The sequence below is a fragment of the Sphingopyxis indica genome (genome assembly GCF_900188185.1).
GTDB lineage: Bacteria > Pseudomonadota > Alphaproteobacteria > Sphingomonadales > Sphingomonadaceae > Sphingopyxis > Sphingopyxis indica.
Window position 1 is genome coordinate 126,202 of sequence record NZ_FZPA01000011.1, and the last position, 14,867, is coordinate 141,068.

The window sequence follows — 14,867 nt, forward strand, 5'->3', positions numbered from 1 at the left end:
GTTCATTTCGCTTCTCCGCGGGGGACCGGCAGCAAGCCTCTCTCGCCGCACTCCGTCCGCCACGCGGTCCGGCAACGCTCGCGCTCGCGCGCGGCGGCCTGCCGCCGCGGGACCGAGGATCATGGACAGGCCCAGCCGTGCGCAGCGGGCTTGCCATGTTGTTCTTCCTATGTTCTCATATGGACATGGATAGAATCGATACCGCCCGAGTCGCCGAAACGCTCCTCGCCGCTCCCGGCTGGGCGCGCGTGGGCCTCACCGCACCTACCAGTCACATGCGCGTCGAAGCGGCGTTCGAACTCGCCCGCGTCATCGTCGAGAGCGTGGGTGGAAGCCCCGAGCCCGCGCATATCGACCAGCTCGGGCTTTCGCTGTGACGTGGGCGGTTGGACCAGAGAAGGCGGGCGGCGCGCGACGCACCTGTTCGAGGCAGCGGCATGGTATCAGGCGGTCAAGCCGGTGTGCCGCTGCGGCCATAGTGCGACCTTCGATCCTTATGGTCTGTGGTGGAAGTTTCAGCGCAAGATGTGGGACGATGATCTTGGCAAGGCGCGCGACAAATTCTGGTGCGCGCGCTGCAAGGCCCGCACCGGCAAACGCGTTCGGCCGATCCGGCTCGAACTGGTCGCGCCGAGCAAGGACGATATCCAATTGCCCATGCCCGACGAACGCGAATGGAAGCGCGCGCTGAGCCGCTTCCGGGCCTAGGAGACTGTCCGATGGACATCGAGAATGACGACGCGCTGGTGGGGATCGGAAAGCCGCACCGAGTCATGATCTGGGACGGCAATCAGGAACGCGAGAAGGAGCTTCACTGGGGCCTGCCGTCGCGTGATCCCGACATCTTCCAGATCCCGCTGCTCAAGTCCGAGACCGCGATTATCGACCGTCCGTGCCTGCTGCTTGCCAACGAGTTCGGCTTGGTGAAGCGCGGCAAGACGGTCTATTCGGCAAGCCTCATCGGCGAACCCTTCCTATGCATCGCGGCGACATGGCGTCCAGGGAGCCGCGATTGGCCCGACAGTTTCGCGGCACTCACGGTCCCCGCCTATGCCGATCTTGCCCATCATAAAGACCGCCATGTCGGGGTGGTTCATCCCGACGATCTTTTCGACTGGCTGATGGGAAGGCGGCCGCCGCTGGACTTGTTGCGACCCTTCCCCAAGGATAGCTTCAGGATCACGCCGCCGATCCAGCAGAATTTCGACGACCTGCTCGGAGCGGCCTGACGGAGGGCCGCCCGATGTGCAACCTGGTGACGCTGAATTCGACGGTCGACGAGGTAGCATCCTATTTCAAATCGCGTCGGCCGCTGGCCACCAACGCCTCGCCCGGCGATGTCTATCCCGGCGGACAGGGTTTCGTGGTGAGACAGGACGGCGGCGAACGCGTTCTTCAGGCCATGACCTGGGGCTTCCCGGTGCGCCTCAAACATATGAAACCGACCAGCAAGCCGAAGCCGGTCAACAATGCGCGTGACGACAAGCTGATGTCCTTCTGGCGCCCCTGGTTCACCACCCCCGCCAATCGCTGCCTCATCCCTTTCACCTCCTTCGCCGAAGCCGAAGGCGAGAAGGGCAAGATGACGCGAACCTGGATCAGCGTCACCGACCAGCCGCTTGCCGCATGGGCGGGGCTCTGGCGACCGACCGACGAATGGGGCGATTGCTATACCGGCGTGATGGTCGATGCGACCGAGGAACTGTTCCACATCCATGATCGCATGCCGGTTATCCTGCACCCCGAAGATCATGATGCCTGGCTTCACGCACCTGCCGAAGTGGCGATGGCCTTGGTCGCCAAATATCCCGCCGATCTCCTCGCCGTCGCGCGGACCGATGTGCCTTGGTTCAGCCGCAAGGCGCCGCCCGCGGATGCGCCGACCCTGCTCTGACAACGCGCCGTGTCCTGCCGGAATAGATCCAGAAGCGGGTCCAATTGTCGGGGCCGGGCCCTTTACCCGGATTATCAGCCTGTTACATCTTGCTCACCGATTGATCGCCGTGCGCCAGGCTGCGGGAACAGCGGCCGGACATGGCGTGAGGACCCGTCGGAAATTCCCCCGTTCGCCCGCGCCGAGAGGAAAAGGCCCGCGGCGATAGTTGGAGCGGACCGCAGGCGAGCGGGTCGGGAACGCGCCGGCGGCCGATGAACGACGTGAAGCATTATTATCTGACAGAGGAACTCGCACAGGAATTTACAGGAGCAGACCGAGAAGAGCAGCTCTTCGCCGCACTGACCAAGGCTGCGGGCCGAATGGGGTTCGACCATTTCGCGCTTGCCTTCGATCGGCGCGGAGCCGGCGAACCGGCGTCGATCCTCGTGCACAATTATCCCGACGCCTGGGCCAAGGTCTATGTCGGCTTCGATCTCAGCGGAACCGATCCGATCCGCCGCGCCAGCGAGCGGTCGCTGACCGGCTTCGAATGGCGCCACGTTGATCGCTATATTCCGCTGAGCCGCGGTGACCGCCAATTGCTCTCAGTGGCGCGCGAGAGCGGTGTCGGCGACGGCTTCACCGTTCCCCGCCATTTGCCCGGCGAGGCATCGGGGACCTGCTCCTTCGCAGTCCGTCCGCACGCGGACATTCCGGCCGACATGCTCCACGCAGCCGAAATCCTCGGCGCGATCGCCATCGCTTCGGCGCGTGAGTTGATCGGCTCATCTCCCTTACGGCCACGCCCGATACTTACCGAACGGCAACGCGAATGCGTGCTTTGGTCGGCGCGCGGCAAGACCGCCGGCGAGATCGCCGATATTCTCGGGATCAGCGAAGAGACGGTCGTGCGCCACCTGAAGATGGCGCGCGACCGCTATTCGGTGCATTGCCGCTCGATGCTGATCCTGTGCGCGCTGTTCGACGGATTGATCGGCTTCTCGGACATATACGACTGGTGGCGCCCGAACTGACGCGCCGCACATAATCGCAAAATCCTTGCCCAGAAATGGGCATAGCCGCTGCAACGGATCGATGGTCTGATTCCGGCTCCACAGCCAAGGAATCATCATGATCGAACAATCCACGCGGGCGCCGGACGCGCCCGGGAATGCCGCGCTGCGCGGCATGTTTGCCGCGCGAAAGCAGGTCTTCATCGACAAGCTCAAATGGGATTTGCCCGTGCTCGACGGCCGTTTCGAGCTCGACCAGTTCGACACGCCCCACGCCCGTTATCTGATCCTGCTCGACCCCGACGATCTGCGGCACCGCGCATCGGCGCGGCTCCTCCCCACCACGGCGCCGCACCTCCTCGGCGACATCTATCCGCACCTCTGCGCCGATGGCCCGCCGTCCGGCCACCATCTGTGGGAAATCAGCCGCTTCTGCCTCGACCCCGCACAGACGCCCGCCGAGCGCCGCGACGCGCGCAACCAGCTCGTCACCGCCCTCGCCGACCATGCGCTCCACAATGGCATCAGCGATTATGTCGGGATCGCCGAGGCAGGCTGGTACCACAGTATTAGCAAGTTCGGCTGGGCGTGCCGCACGCTGGGTCCCGTCCACCGGGACAGTGCTTGCCGGATCGTCGCGCTCAATATCGCGATCGACGAGGACACGCTCCCCGGCCTCAAGCGAACCGGGACCTATGCGCCGCTCATGCTCAAATATGAGGAAGCCGGGGAGCCGGCGTTATGAAGAAGTATCTCACCGAAGCCGATGTCAGCGCGATGCTGGTCGAGGAATTGCGCCGCACCGGCTATTGCATCCTCCGCAACGAGGCGATCGCCCGCGTCCACGCACTGGCGAAGGATCTCGATCCGATCTTCGACGCGACACCCTTTTGCGATGGCAATTTCTATGGTCGCCGCACGAAGCGCTTCGGCAGCCTCCTCAAGCGATCGGGGCATATGGTCGCACTGGTGCTGAACCCGGTCATCCTTCCCGCGGTCGAGACGATCCTTGGAACGGGGTGCGACCGGATCCAGCTCAACCTCACCCAGGCGATCGAGATCCATCCGGGCGAAGTCAGGCAATATCCGCACCGCGACCAGGAAATGTGGCGCGGCGCCAATGGCACCCAGGAATATCTGGTCAATATCCTGTGGCCGCTCACGCCCTTCACGAAGGAAAACGGCGCGACGCGCATCTTCCCGAACAGCCATGGCGCGGCGGGAATGGCAAAGACCGATCTTGGCGCGCCGATTTTCGCCGAATGCGAACCGGGATCGGCGATCTGTTTCCTCGGATCGACCGCGCATGGCGCAGGCACGAACATCAGCAAGGAGGTGAGACGCGGCGTGCTGGTGAGCTACAGCCTTGGCTGGCTCAAGCCCTATGAGAATTTATGGCTCGCCTATCCGCCCGAGGTCGCGCGACATTTTCCGTCCGACCTGGCTGCGCTCGCAGGCTATGCCCAGCACCGCCCCAATCTCGGCAATTATGAAGGCCAATGCCCGTCGGTCTTGCTGCGGGATGAACGGCCGGCCCATCTCGGCGCGATCGATGCGCTGCGCCCCGACCAAGCCGAGGCGGTCGCCGCCTTCGCCGCTGCCGAAAGGACAGGCGCATGAGCCCCGCGCATGTGTTCGAGCCGACCTATGAGGCGATCAAGCGCCGGCTGATGACGGGCGAATGGACGACCGGCGCCCGGATCGAAGCCGCACGCCTCGCCGATGACCTTGGGGTGAGCATGACGCCGGTGCGCGACAGTCTCCACCGCCTCAATGGCGAGCGCATGGTCGATTTCACCCCGGGCGAAGGCTTCCATGTGCACCGTCTTACCGAGACCGAGTTTCGCGACCTGCTCGAGTTGCACCTGATCCTGCAACTCGCCGCGCTCGCGACGGCGCCGAATGGACTGGCAACCCCGGTTAGCACCGATCAGCCCTATCCCGATCGCATCGCCGACCTTTTCCTCGCCATGGCGGATCGATCGTCGAACTCAGAGATCGTCGCCAGCATCGCCGCAATCGGCGACCGGCTTCAATTCTCGCGGCATTTCGACGCCGCGATCCTCGGCGATGTCGAGGCCGAATTTGAATTGCTCAAGGCCGCCATTCTCGACGCCGCGCCGCAGACCGAGATGCGGGGCCTGCTGCTTGGCTATCACGAGCGGCGCGCGCGTGAGGCCACTGCCTATGCGCGCACGCTCGCAGCGCATCGTGGCCGCCAATCCTGAGCGGGCATTTTTGCCGCATCGATGCTTTTACTTGTCATATGCAACCTCAATTGACATGATTCAGCCGCGCGGGAGCAATGCTGGCAGCTTTCGCGCGGACTAGTTCGCCAGGCATCAAATGCGCCAGTCCTTGACCGGACCGGCGGCCGCACCGGACCCTGGATCGCATCGGCGACCGAACGGCGGCACAGCACTGGGAGACGAGCATTTCGCTTCGGCGGGATCGCTCGGCTCGTGCCTTCGGGACAATTTGCTGTGTCTTCCTGCACCTGCTGCGAGAGCGCCCCGCCGCGTCATCCCTTGTCGGTGTCGTCGGCCTGCCATGCGCATCCCCATGATCGTCCGCCGACGGTCGAAGGACGGCCCGTCATCGGACAGGATCTGGAGACGGTCTATCGCACGCACCGCTCGTCGCTTTTTCATTTTCTGCGCCGCAAGGCAGGGCCCGAGGAAGCGCCCGATCTGGTGCAGGAGGTCTTCGCGCGTGCGGCGGGCAGCGAGCAACGGCATCACCTCGTCAACCCGGGCGGTTTTCTTCGCCGCATTGCCCAGAATCTCCTGATCGACCGGGCGCGGCGCCGCAAGTCGGCGCCGATCGCCATGTTTTCGCTGCGCGAGGAGAGCGATGCCGTGACCCCCGCCTCACAGGAATGGAATCTCGAGGCGGCGGACCTTTTGGAGCTTTACGAAAAGGCCGTGGACGCGATGTCGCCAAAAACGCGGCGCGTCTTTCTGATGCACCGGGTGGACGAGCTTTCCTATCGCGAGATACATGAGCAGCTCGGCATCAGCATCGCGACGGTGGAATATCATATGATGAAAGCGCTCGGTCAGATCGCCAAGGTGGTGGACAGCGGAAAATGACGAAGGCCGGCGACGACGAATATTCGGTCGACGAGGTCGCGCGGGCGTGGCTCGTCAAGCTGCGCGGCGAGGATGCGGAGGCGCTGCGCGACGAGTTCGACGCGTGGCTGCGTGCGTCGGCAGAACATCGCGAAGCCTATCGGCGCGCCGAGGCGCGGATGGCGGCACTTGCGATCCTCAAGACCTCGCAGCGCCACGGAACGACGCATGCCGAGGCGCGCCGCGGCCGCATGCGCGGCTGGTTCACATGGGGAGCAGCCGCCACCGCGCTCGCGCTCCTGATCATCGCGATCGGGGCCGCAGGTGCGCCCTTTCCCGGCCAGCCAGGCGGCACCGCGACGGCCTTTGCCGCTGAACCCCTCGAGACGCAGCGCGGCGAGATCCGTACTTTCCGGCTCGTCGATGGTTCGCGCGCGACGCTCGACACCGACAGCCGGCTCGACGTGGCCTTCTCGCATGGCGAACGAAGCGTTCGTCTCGTGAGGGGCCGGGTAAGACTGTCGGTCGCGCCGGGCGATGTTCCACTCCGGATCGAGGCTGGGCGCGGAGGGGCGACGGCAAATGATGCAGAAATCGATCTGAGTCTCGCCGCATCGGGGAGAGTGGTCGCGTCGCTGCGCCGCGGCGCAGCAGAGGTGCGCGCCGATGCAAACCTCGATCAGACCATGCCCCTCAAGGCGGGAAGCGCTCTCGCCTATGGACCCGGTAGCCGGTTGGAGCCTGTCGCGGCGCCGGCGGCCGTCATTCAGCCAGACTGGACCGAAGGGTGGGCAGAGTATCGATCGATCAAACTCGGCGCGCTCGTCGCCGAAGCCAATCGCTACGCCGCGGTGCCGATCGTGATCGACGACACCGACATAGCCGCGCGCGAAGTGTCGGGTCGCTTCCATATCAGCCAGACCGAGGCGTTTGCCGAACGGATCGCCATATTGTTCGGCCTCGCCGCCGAACGGAGGACTGACGCCATCCACCTCCGCCGCCGATAATTTTTTCACCCAGCGACTAAGGTCGCTCCCATCTTCCCGTCATCGCAACCCCACTGGCCGTCTGCCTGATGCACGGCCCAGAATATTGGGGGAGTGAAAATGTCGATTAAATCCCGTTCGCTGGCCGCGCTGCTCGTCGGCACAGCAGCCTTGCTTTCGCCCGAAGGCGCGCAGGCCATGCAGGCGCCGCGCCAATCCTATGATATTCCGGCGCAGGATCTGGGCGACGCACTGCGCCGCGCCGCCGCGCTCGCCGATATCGAACTCTATGTCAGCTCACAGGACATCGAAGGGAAGAGGGCGCCCGCCGTGCGGGGTCAGCTGACGCCGCGCGAGGCCATCGAGGCGCTACTTGTCGGCAGCGGCCTCACGGCGCGTTTCGAGAGGCGGTCGGTCATTATCGTGAGCGACGCCGCCGTTCCGGCCATCACCGCGGGCGATCCCGCCGTCATCATCGTTACCGGTTCGCGCATCGCGGGCGCTCCTGCCGCCGCGCCGGTTATCGACATCAGTGCCGAGGATATTCGCAATGCGGGCCATGCCGACCTCGGCGAGGTGGCGCGTAGCCTGCCGCAGAATTTCGGTGGCGGGCAAAATCCCGGAATCGGATCAGGTCAGGGGGTCCAGAACCAGAACGTCAATGTGAACGGGGCATCGACCTTCAACCTCCGGGGCATCGGACCGAATGCGACGCTGACTTTGCTCAACGGCACCCGCTTCGCTTACAGCGGAACGCAAAGCGTGATCGATGTTAGCGCCATTCCGACCGCCGCGGTCGAGCGGATCGAGATCGTTACCGATGGCGCTTCCGCAGTCTATGGTGCCGACGCCGTTGCGGGCGTCGTCAACATTCTCCTCCGCAAGGATTACGAGGGCGTCACCACGAGCGCCCGGATCGGCGGTTCGACCGATGGCGGAAACTTCCAGCAACAATATAATGTCGTCGGCGGAGCCAAATGGTCGAGTGGCGGCTTCCTCGCCACCTATGATTTTTTCGACAACAGCGAGATATTAGCCCGCCGCCGCAGCTATTCGGCGACGAGCAATCCGCTCTCGACCTTCTATCCCGATCTGAAGCGCCACAGCGTCCTGCTTAGCGGTCATCAAGAGCTGGCATCTGGTCTCCGCGCCAAGGCCGATCTGATCTACAAGCGCGGCGACATGACGTCGGTGCTCGGGCTGTTGGTTGACCGGCCGATCCGGACGCGCGGAATTGTGGTCCATAATGAATTCGAGACGCTTGGCTTCGCGCCGACACTCGAGGCCGACCTTGGTGCCGACTGGAGCGCTCGTATCTCCGGCTTCTACGGAACGGACAAGACCCGTGGCCTCACTCAGAATTTCACCAACGACGTTGCGCGATTGTCGCCTCGGATTTTCAACAACCGCAGCCTGAGCGTCGAGGCGGGTGTCGACGGACCCCTCTTCGAGCTTCCGGCGGGAAGCGTCCGCCTCGCGGCAGGGGGCGGCTGGCGCAGCAATCATTTGAACGCCCTGATTGCAGGCCGCGCGTTCGCGCCGACGCGCGAGAATCGCTACGCCTATGGCGAGCTCTTCGTCCCGCTCGCCAGCCCCCGGCAGCAACTTCCCCTTGCGCACCGTGCCTCGCTGACGGCGGCAATGCGTATAGAGGATTATTCGGACTCGGGCAGTATCGCCGTTCCCAAGCTCGGCTTCGTCTATGCGCCCTCGCCCGAGATCAGCCTTGGCATTTCGTGGGGCAAGTCTTTCAAAATGCCGACGCTGAACCAGCAGTACAGCGGATATACGCCGGTCCTTCTGCCCGTCACCGGCTATGGATCGATGTTTCCGGCAGGATCGACCTATATCTATCTCGGCGGCCCCAATCCGGAAGTCGGCCCCGAACGATCCGAAAATATTACGCTCAGCGCGACCTTCCGGCCGTCGGGCCGGTTGCAGATCGTGACGAGCCTCTTTCGGATCGATTATCGCGACCGGGTCGCGCCACCGTTCGGGTCGCCGCTCGGCATTCTTACCAATCCCCTGTTCGCCAATCTTGTCACCTTCAATCCCTCGCCGGCCTTGCTGGCGGCTGCGATCGCCGGGGCATCCGATCCGCTCGGCAATGCCACATCGGGTCCCTACGACCCCGCCAATGTCATCGCGCTGATCGACGGGCGCGACCTCAACATCGCCTCGCAGCGGTACGAAGGCGCGGATTTGTCGCTGCGCTATCGCGCGCCGCTCGGCTCACAGACGCTCACGCTGACCGCCAGCGGCACCTGGCTCGACAGCCGGCAGCAATTGCTGCCGGACCTTCCAGTGACCGATCTCGCCGGAACTATCTTCAACTCGCCGCATTTTCGCGCCCGCGGCGGCGCATCCTTCGGCGATGAACGGTTCAGCCTCGCGTCCTTCGTAAGTTTTACGGGCGGCGTCACGGATCGGCGCCGCGCGGTCCCGGTGAAAATTGCGTCGGTCACGACACTCGACCTGTCGGCCCGTGCAAGGATCGGCACATTGGGCGAGATCAGCATCAATACGCTCAATGTCTTCAACGCAAAGCCCGACAGGATATCGGTGGCGTCGCCTAGCGACACACCCTTCGATTCCACAAACTATTCGGCGGTCGGACGTTTCCTCGGCGTCACGATCAGTCACAGCTGGTGAGGAGGATTTCCATGCGGAACCACCTCCGAGCCGGCCTCCCGGTCGCGGCGCTCCTTGCAGCTGCGGCGCTCTCCCCTGCCAGCGCGGCAGGGGAGAGCAAGGGCAGAGCCTGGACGCTGGAAGACATTCTCCTCGTCCCCGAAGTCACCGACATCGCGCTTTCCCGCGACAAACGGTTCGCAATCTATTCGGTGGAGGCGGCCGATTCAACCGCCGGTCGTCCTCGGGTCGCCCTGCGCCTCGTCGATGTCACTGCGCGAACGCAGCGAACCCTGCTGACCGCGGATGCGGTGAAGCTGCTGCGGCCAATCCCAGGAACTGACGACTGGAGCGGCTTGATGGATTTGGGAGAAGGGCTTCAACTCTACCGCATTATGGCATCGGGGGCCGTCGAGCCGCTGCTTGTCAACGTCGACACCGTGCCGGTAGGCCGCGCCGATTTGTCTTTGGCCATTGGTGGAGGAACCGTCCCGCATAGAGTTGGCGTACTTGCCTATGATTGGGCGCCGGACGGCCAATGGCTCTGGTACGCCTTGTTGAAGCCGGTCCCGAACGCGCGTCATATTCGCTTCGACGAGGAGGTTCGCCCGCTCCAAGCACGACGGCGATCCTCGGTTGAAGCCGAGATCGACTATTATTTGCGCGGCCCGGATGGCCGCAGCGACAAGGTGATGACACGGCCTTCAAGCGATCGCATGGCACTCCACGCCGCGGGCAATATCCTTTGGCACGGGGACGAGATCCAGTTTCGCATCGAGACGCCGGGCTCCAGTGCCGGCGGGACCTATGAGGTTCGCGCCTGGAACCGCGTCACAGGAAACATGCGCACGCTCGCCGATGAACATGATCTCCAGACGCTCTGGATACTAAGGGGTCCGCGCGGGGGCACATTGGGAACCACCGAGACCGGCGACAGGCTCGAACTTGCCGAAACCTTCGCGGACGGCAGGCGATATAGTTACGGCCATTTCGGCTTCACGATCGGCGATCTTCGTTCGGCGGGCATCACGGTGAACGCGAAACTGCATCGCGCGGTGCTCGGAACGCGCAGCCTCGGCAATCCACGCTACGGGCTCGCTGTCATCGACAAGCGGGGCGTACTCGAAATCCGACACGACGCGAGTCTCACTCGTTGCGGGTTCGACGCGGCGCTAACGGTCGGCATATGTGTCGAGGAAGGCATGTCTCGTCCGCCTTCACTTGTTCAAGTCGATATCGCGAAGGGCTCGGTTACACGGCTCGTATCTGTTTCACCGCGCCACGACGAAATCGCGCCTCTCGTTGCGCGGCCGCACATCTGGCGCAATCGGGACGGATACAGGGCTGCCGGCTATGTCGTGCTGCCGCGCAATTATCGCGCCGGCACGCGCTATCCTGCGATTGTCGTAACCCATGGTGGAGACGCCGATGATCGCTTCTCCGAGATTGGCAATCAGTGGAATTACCCCGTCCAGCTATTTGCCGAGCGGGGCTATATCGTCCTTCTCGTGAACGACCCCTGGCCGCAGCAGTCCGACGAGCTTATGGCCGCATACAATGCCTGGATCCGCGGCAGCGGGCCGCCCGACCCCGAAACGCTGCAACGTCTTTTATGGATCAACGGGGTCCGCAGCTTTGAAGATGCGGTGCTCGATTTGTCTCGTGAAGGACTTGTCGATCCTGGCCGGGTCGGGATTGCCGGCTACAGTCGCGGTTCCCAGCTGGTCAATGTCGCAGTGACGCAATCGAAGCTCTTCCGGGCGGCATCCAGCGGCGACGGAGGTTTCCTCGAGCCCGCAGGCTATCTCTATTCGGCCGCAAGCTACGATCCCGTTTATGGAGGAGGACCGCTGAGCGATCATATCGACGCGTATCGCAAGTTCGCGCCATCGCTCAACGCCGCGAAGGTCTGTACGCCGGTACTGCAGCAGGTCGCGTCCGCCTCGCCGCCGCAAATCGAGCTTTACGATGCCCTGCGCGCGGCAATGGTGCCGACACAGATCAGCTATTATCCGGGCGCAAGTGCGGCGTCGGATGAAACGCATATCTTCCATATCCCGTCGAACAGGATGCTGGCCATGCGCGAGAATATCGCTTGGTTCGATTTCTGGCTGCGCGGGATTGGCGATGGCGATGCCCCCTTTCCCGGGCGCCTGGGACAATGGGAGCAAATGGCGGCACGGGCGCAGCCCTGCCCCCCACCGGTCACGCCGTAGGTCCGCTCCACCAGTCCACCCAGTTTTCCGCCGCAGCCAGGTCGAGGATTCGCTGGATTCTCTCGGTCCCACGCCAGGTCGGATCTTCGGCTTGGTCGAGCAGGGCAGGGTCCAGAACCCCTGCCTCGGCGAGACGGCCGTGGCGAAGACGGTCGATAAGCGTCGCGCGGTGGCGCTGGTAGATGGCAAGATCGAACCCGCCCGGCCCGCCCTTCTGTGTCCGCCGCAGAATGAGCGGGGGGAGAATTCCCTCGAAGGCCAGTCGGGCCACCGCGCGATTCATGCCCTCGGCGACCCACATCCAGGTAGGTATCGAGAGACAAAGTTCTACGATCGGTTGCGACTGCAGCGGTGCGATGTGCGGGGGCGATTCGTCACGAGGATAGAGTTCGATCCCCTTCTGGCTCCGCATCAGATAGGCAATGTGTACCGATTTCCCCGGCAGCGCATCCGGCGGTACTACGAGCCATGGATGGCTCGGTCCCTCAGACTCGATTTCCGCCAGAATATTGGCGGCGATCCCCGCGCCATTATAGCGCGCGTTATGGAAACCGCCGTTTCGCCGGTAACGATCCCACGCATGGCGGAGGACGGTCGTCCGGTCGGCGCCCGTCACCAAGCATATATCGCGCAGGGTATCGGCAAGACCGAGGCGGGGTCCTTGGGCAAGGTAACGGTCGAGAAACGGCACTGCACTGCGGATGCTGCAGAATATCCCGTCACCTCCATTACCTGAAAAATGGGCATCGATCGGAAGCCCCTGCGCAATACGACCGTGGGTCGCTTCATTGGTCAGCTTTCCGATCGACGCGACCGGCCATGGATGATGGGGCGACGGCGCGCGCGTAACGTCGATGTCGTCGATCAACCGCGGCATCTCCAGCAAACCGAGGCCAAGCGCCTCAGTCAGTGCGCGGGCATATTTACGTTCGTCACCAGCGGGGTCGGGTCCGAAAAGGGTGAGGCAATTAAATTGGCACGCCCTTGGTGCCGCAGCAGCAGCCACGATCGACGAGTCGAGGCCGCCTGAGACACCAAGCAGGATCGACGGAAAGCAATCCGCCCAGGCTCCGACGCAGTCGGTGATTGTCTCACGGAGACTGGCGGCGGCCTCAGGGGCTGCCATGCTTCTCGTCGGCGCCACATGGTGCCATGGCGTCCACCAGCATTCTGTCCGGATGTCGCTTTGGCTGACGACAAGACATTCACCGGCGATCAGTTCATCGACGTTTTCAATGCATGTACGTCGGCCTCGAGCGTCCCCGCTCGCCAGAAGCCTCGCCACCTCCCGAAAATCCACCCGTTCCGGTCCGGGCTCCGCCAGATCGGCGACGTCACCGGCTATCGTTACACCAGCGTCACCGCGCCGGACGTAGCAGGGCAGGATTCCGGAAGGATCACGCAAGACCAAGATCCGCCCGTCGGCGCTTTGGTGGACCAATACATAGCCGCCCCAATAGTCGGCCAGCAGCGCGCGGCCGCGATCCGCCAGAAGCTTTTCTCCCCCGATCTTCTGCAGGTCGGTGACGCGCCGACTGGGAGGTCCTCGCCTGAAGAGGTGGCCGAGAAGGACCGTATGCTCATCGATGGCAAGGAACGGCTCGGTGGCTCGGATCTGGAGATTGCCACTTGTCAGGATCTGCGGCCTCTTTGGTCCGCAATTGCCGGCTGTCGATCCAGGTCGCCGCGCGATGTGAATATGGAATCCTCCGGCCATCAGATCGCGAAGATCGGCTGATAGCGAAGGACAATGTCGAGGGGATCGGTCAGTACCGTATCACCGACCTGCACCCAGCAATGGGCCGCGAAGGGCATGGTAACGCCGAAGACAAGGATCGAGGCGCGGCCGCGCGCCAAGAGAAGTCGCTTCATGGCGATGCTTCGGGCGAGGCATTGATCGGCGGCAGGCAGATAGCGAGCAGCGCGCAAGAAAGCTCCCGCAAGATCGGTGCAATCAATTGAATCGGGCGACCCTGCGCCGGCAAAATCTGAATGCAATCCCCCGATGACGTGGGCGAGCTCGTGTCGACGCAAATCACGTCTCGCCGAAATCTGGGCCGTCAAACTGGCGATCGTCGCGCGAACACTGCCTTGCGGCAGCGGGTTATCGACGAGGCTCCGAGTGGGCGGAAGAACTTGGTGGTTCTTGGGACACGATCGGCGGTCCGCCGACGATATCAACCCTTCGCTTTGCAGCGCCTCGATATCGTCTTTCCGCCCCCTCCCCGCCACGAAGCGTTCGAAACGCTGCGCCCGGCTGCCGCTCAGCATGAAATAGCGATCGAGGGGTAGGTCGAAGAACAGGATGATGTTTTCGAATTGGCGAAAAAAGAGACCAGGGCGAAGCGCGGGAGTCATAGATGTGGACCTAGCGGTCGGCGTGCCGCGGTGAGGCGGCACGCCGCTCGCAGTCAGTCGTCGGCCGTGATGCCGCCCGAGAGGAGGAAGTGATCGCCCGTGGCTTCGTCGCGCGGACCGACAGGCTCGATCCCGCGGGTCTCGGCGCTGATCGCGCCGAGTTCGATCAGTTCATCGCTGGTATGCAGTTCCTTCATGGCAAATTTCCTTTCCAAACAAGCGACCGGATGAGTCGCCATCAGAAAGTTATGCCTCGATGAAATCGACTGCCATTTAATAATCGGATTATTATTCTCGGGTGATTACTCAAAAATGTGACCGAGACAAGGAAACGTGCGTCGAGAGCTCGTACCGCCACCTTTAGCATACGCCTGGACATACGTGGCGGATCCCGGTCACTCACCCGAGTTAGATGCGGGCGATCGCAGTTTCTTGGAACCGCCACAGCATTTTGCAACGCCAACTGGAACCGATTATGGACGCATTTCATTGTTCGACGGCGTCGCTCGGCGCCATCATTGCTTTCTGAGCCTTTACAAATCGAGGATCGGCCCCGCTAGGGTCCCTGCCTTTGCCCGCCGGGCCTCCTCTGCGAGACGTGTCACCATCCCGCTCGCCGGCGGCGTTACGGCCAGCCTTGCAGATTCTTTCCGATGCCACGACCCCACGCGGTGACATTATGGGGACAAACGTCCCCACAGACAGCTTTGTCACCA

Annotated in this window: 16 protein-coding genes; 13 read left to right on the top strand and 3 right to left on the bottom strand. The window is 63.3% G+C overall.

What is annotated here, in order from left to right; genetic code table 11:
• The first annotated feature begins 185 nt into the window (after positions 1-185).
• The 12 genes from CHB69_RS14730 to CHB69_RS14785 all read left to right on the top strand — a co-directional run bounded on the left by CHB69_RS14730 (position 186) and on the right by CHB69_RS14785 (position 11,793).
• Positions 186-377 carry a DUF6771 family protein gene (locus CHB69_RS14730; RefSeq protein ID WP_089216810.1) on the top strand — a complete coding sequence of 64 codons (192 nt, stop codon included), beginning with the start codon at positions 186-188 and terminating at the stop codon, positions 375-377.
• A gap of 1 nt (position 378) precedes the next feature.
• Positions 379-708 (top strand): hypothetical protein, encoded by a 330-nt coding sequence (locus tag CHB69_RS14735; RefSeq protein ID WP_089216774.1) that lies wholly within the window; start codon positions 379-381, stop codon positions 706-708.
• An 11-nt stretch (positions 709-719) separates the two neighbouring features.
• Positions 720-1,229 carry an SOS response-associated peptidase family protein gene (locus CHB69_RS14740; protein WP_089216775.1) on the top strand — a complete coding sequence of 170 codons (510 nt, stop codon included), beginning with the start codon at positions 720-722 and terminating at the stop codon, positions 1,227-1,229.
• Positions 1,230-1,243: 14 nt separating this feature from the next.
• A complete protein-coding gene (locus CHB69_RS14745) occupies positions 1,244-1,894 on the top strand; it encodes an SOS response-associated peptidase (RefSeq protein WP_089216776.1) in 651 nt (216 codons plus the stop codon).
• Between the two features lie 254 nt (positions 1,895-2,148).
• Positions 2,149-2,910: a helix-turn-helix transcriptional regulator gene (locus tag CHB69_RS14750; protein ID WP_245836830.1), complete on the top strand. Its 762-nt coding sequence runs from the start codon at positions 2,149-2,151 to the stop codon at positions 2,908-2,910.
• Positions 2,911-3,007: 97 nt separating this feature from the next.
• Entirely contained in the window at positions 3,008-3,634 is a 627-nt protein-coding gene (locus tag CHB69_RS14755; RefSeq protein WP_089216777.1) for an acyl-homoserine-lactone synthase, read from the top strand.
• Complete coding sequence (locus CHB69_RS14760; RefSeq protein WP_089216778.1) at positions 3,631-4,509, top strand: phytanoyl-CoA dioxygenase family protein; 879 nt, start codon at positions 3,631-3,633, stop codon at positions 4,507-4,509. Before CHB69_RS14755 ends, CHB69_RS14760 begins: the two co-directional genes overlap by 4 nt.
• Positions 4,506-5,117 carry a GntR family transcriptional regulator gene (locus tag CHB69_RS14765; protein WP_089216779.1) on the top strand — a complete coding sequence of 204 codons (612 nt, stop codon included), beginning with the start codon at positions 4,506-4,508 and terminating at the stop codon, positions 5,115-5,117. The genes CHB69_RS14760 and CHB69_RS14765 overlap by 4 nt, the downstream gene beginning before the upstream one ends.
• Before the next feature lie 255 nt (positions 5,118-5,372).
• The gene (locus CHB69_RS14770) at positions 5,373-5,981 is read left to right on the top strand and encodes an RNA polymerase sigma factor (RefSeq protein ID WP_170935579.1); all 609 of its coding nucleotides are present in this window, start codon (positions 5,373-5,375) and stop codon (positions 5,979-5,981) included.
• Positions 5,978-6,967 (top strand): FecR family protein, encoded by a 990-nt coding sequence (locus CHB69_RS14775; protein ID WP_089216780.1) that lies wholly within the window; start codon positions 5,978-5,980, stop codon positions 6,965-6,967. Before CHB69_RS14770 ends, CHB69_RS14775 begins: the two co-directional genes overlap by 4 nt.
• Positions 6,968-7,066: 99 nt before the next feature.
• Positions 7,067-9,598: a TonB-dependent receptor gene (locus CHB69_RS14780; RefSeq protein WP_089216781.1), complete on the top strand. Its 2,532-nt coding sequence runs from the start codon at positions 7,067-7,069 to the stop codon at positions 9,596-9,598.
• 11 nt (positions 9,599-9,609) lie between these two features.
• Entirely contained in the window at positions 9,610-11,793 is a 2,184-nt protein-coding gene (locus tag CHB69_RS14785; protein ID WP_089216782.1) for a prolyl oligopeptidase family serine peptidase, read from the top strand.
• Here CHB69_RS14785 and CHB69_RS14790 read toward each other — a convergent pair.
• The gene (locus CHB69_RS14790) at positions 11,783-12,919 is read right to left on the bottom strand and encodes an asparagine synthase-related protein (RefSeq protein WP_170935580.1); all 1,137 of its coding nucleotides are present in this window, start codon (positions 12,917-12,919) and stop codon (positions 11,783-11,785) included. The genes CHB69_RS14785 and CHB69_RS14790 overlap by 11 nt on opposite strands.
• A gap of 60 nt (positions 12,920-12,979) precedes the next feature.
• On the opposite strand from CHB69_RS14790, the gene CHB69_RS20210 reads away from it, so the two are divergent.
• Complete coding sequence (locus tag CHB69_RS20210; RefSeq protein ID WP_170935581.1) at positions 12,980-13,531, top strand: hypothetical protein; 552 nt, start codon at positions 12,980-12,982, stop codon at positions 13,529-13,531.
• Here CHB69_RS20210 and CHB69_RS14795 read toward each other — a convergent pair.
• Positions 13,510-14,151, bottom strand: a complete 642-nt coding sequence (locus tag CHB69_RS14795; RefSeq protein WP_089216784.1) for a lasso peptide biosynthesis B2 protein — start codon at positions 14,149-14,151, stop codon at positions 13,510-13,512. The genes CHB69_RS20210 and CHB69_RS14795 overlap by 22 nt on opposite strands.
• Before the next feature lie 53 nt (positions 14,152-14,204).
• Positions 14,205-14,348, bottom strand: coding sequence for a benenodin family lasso peptide (locus tag CHB69_RS19800; protein WP_141134001.1), 144 nt, complete (start codon positions 14,346-14,348; stop codon positions 14,205-14,207).
• Positions 14,349-14,867 lie beyond the last annotated feature (519 nt).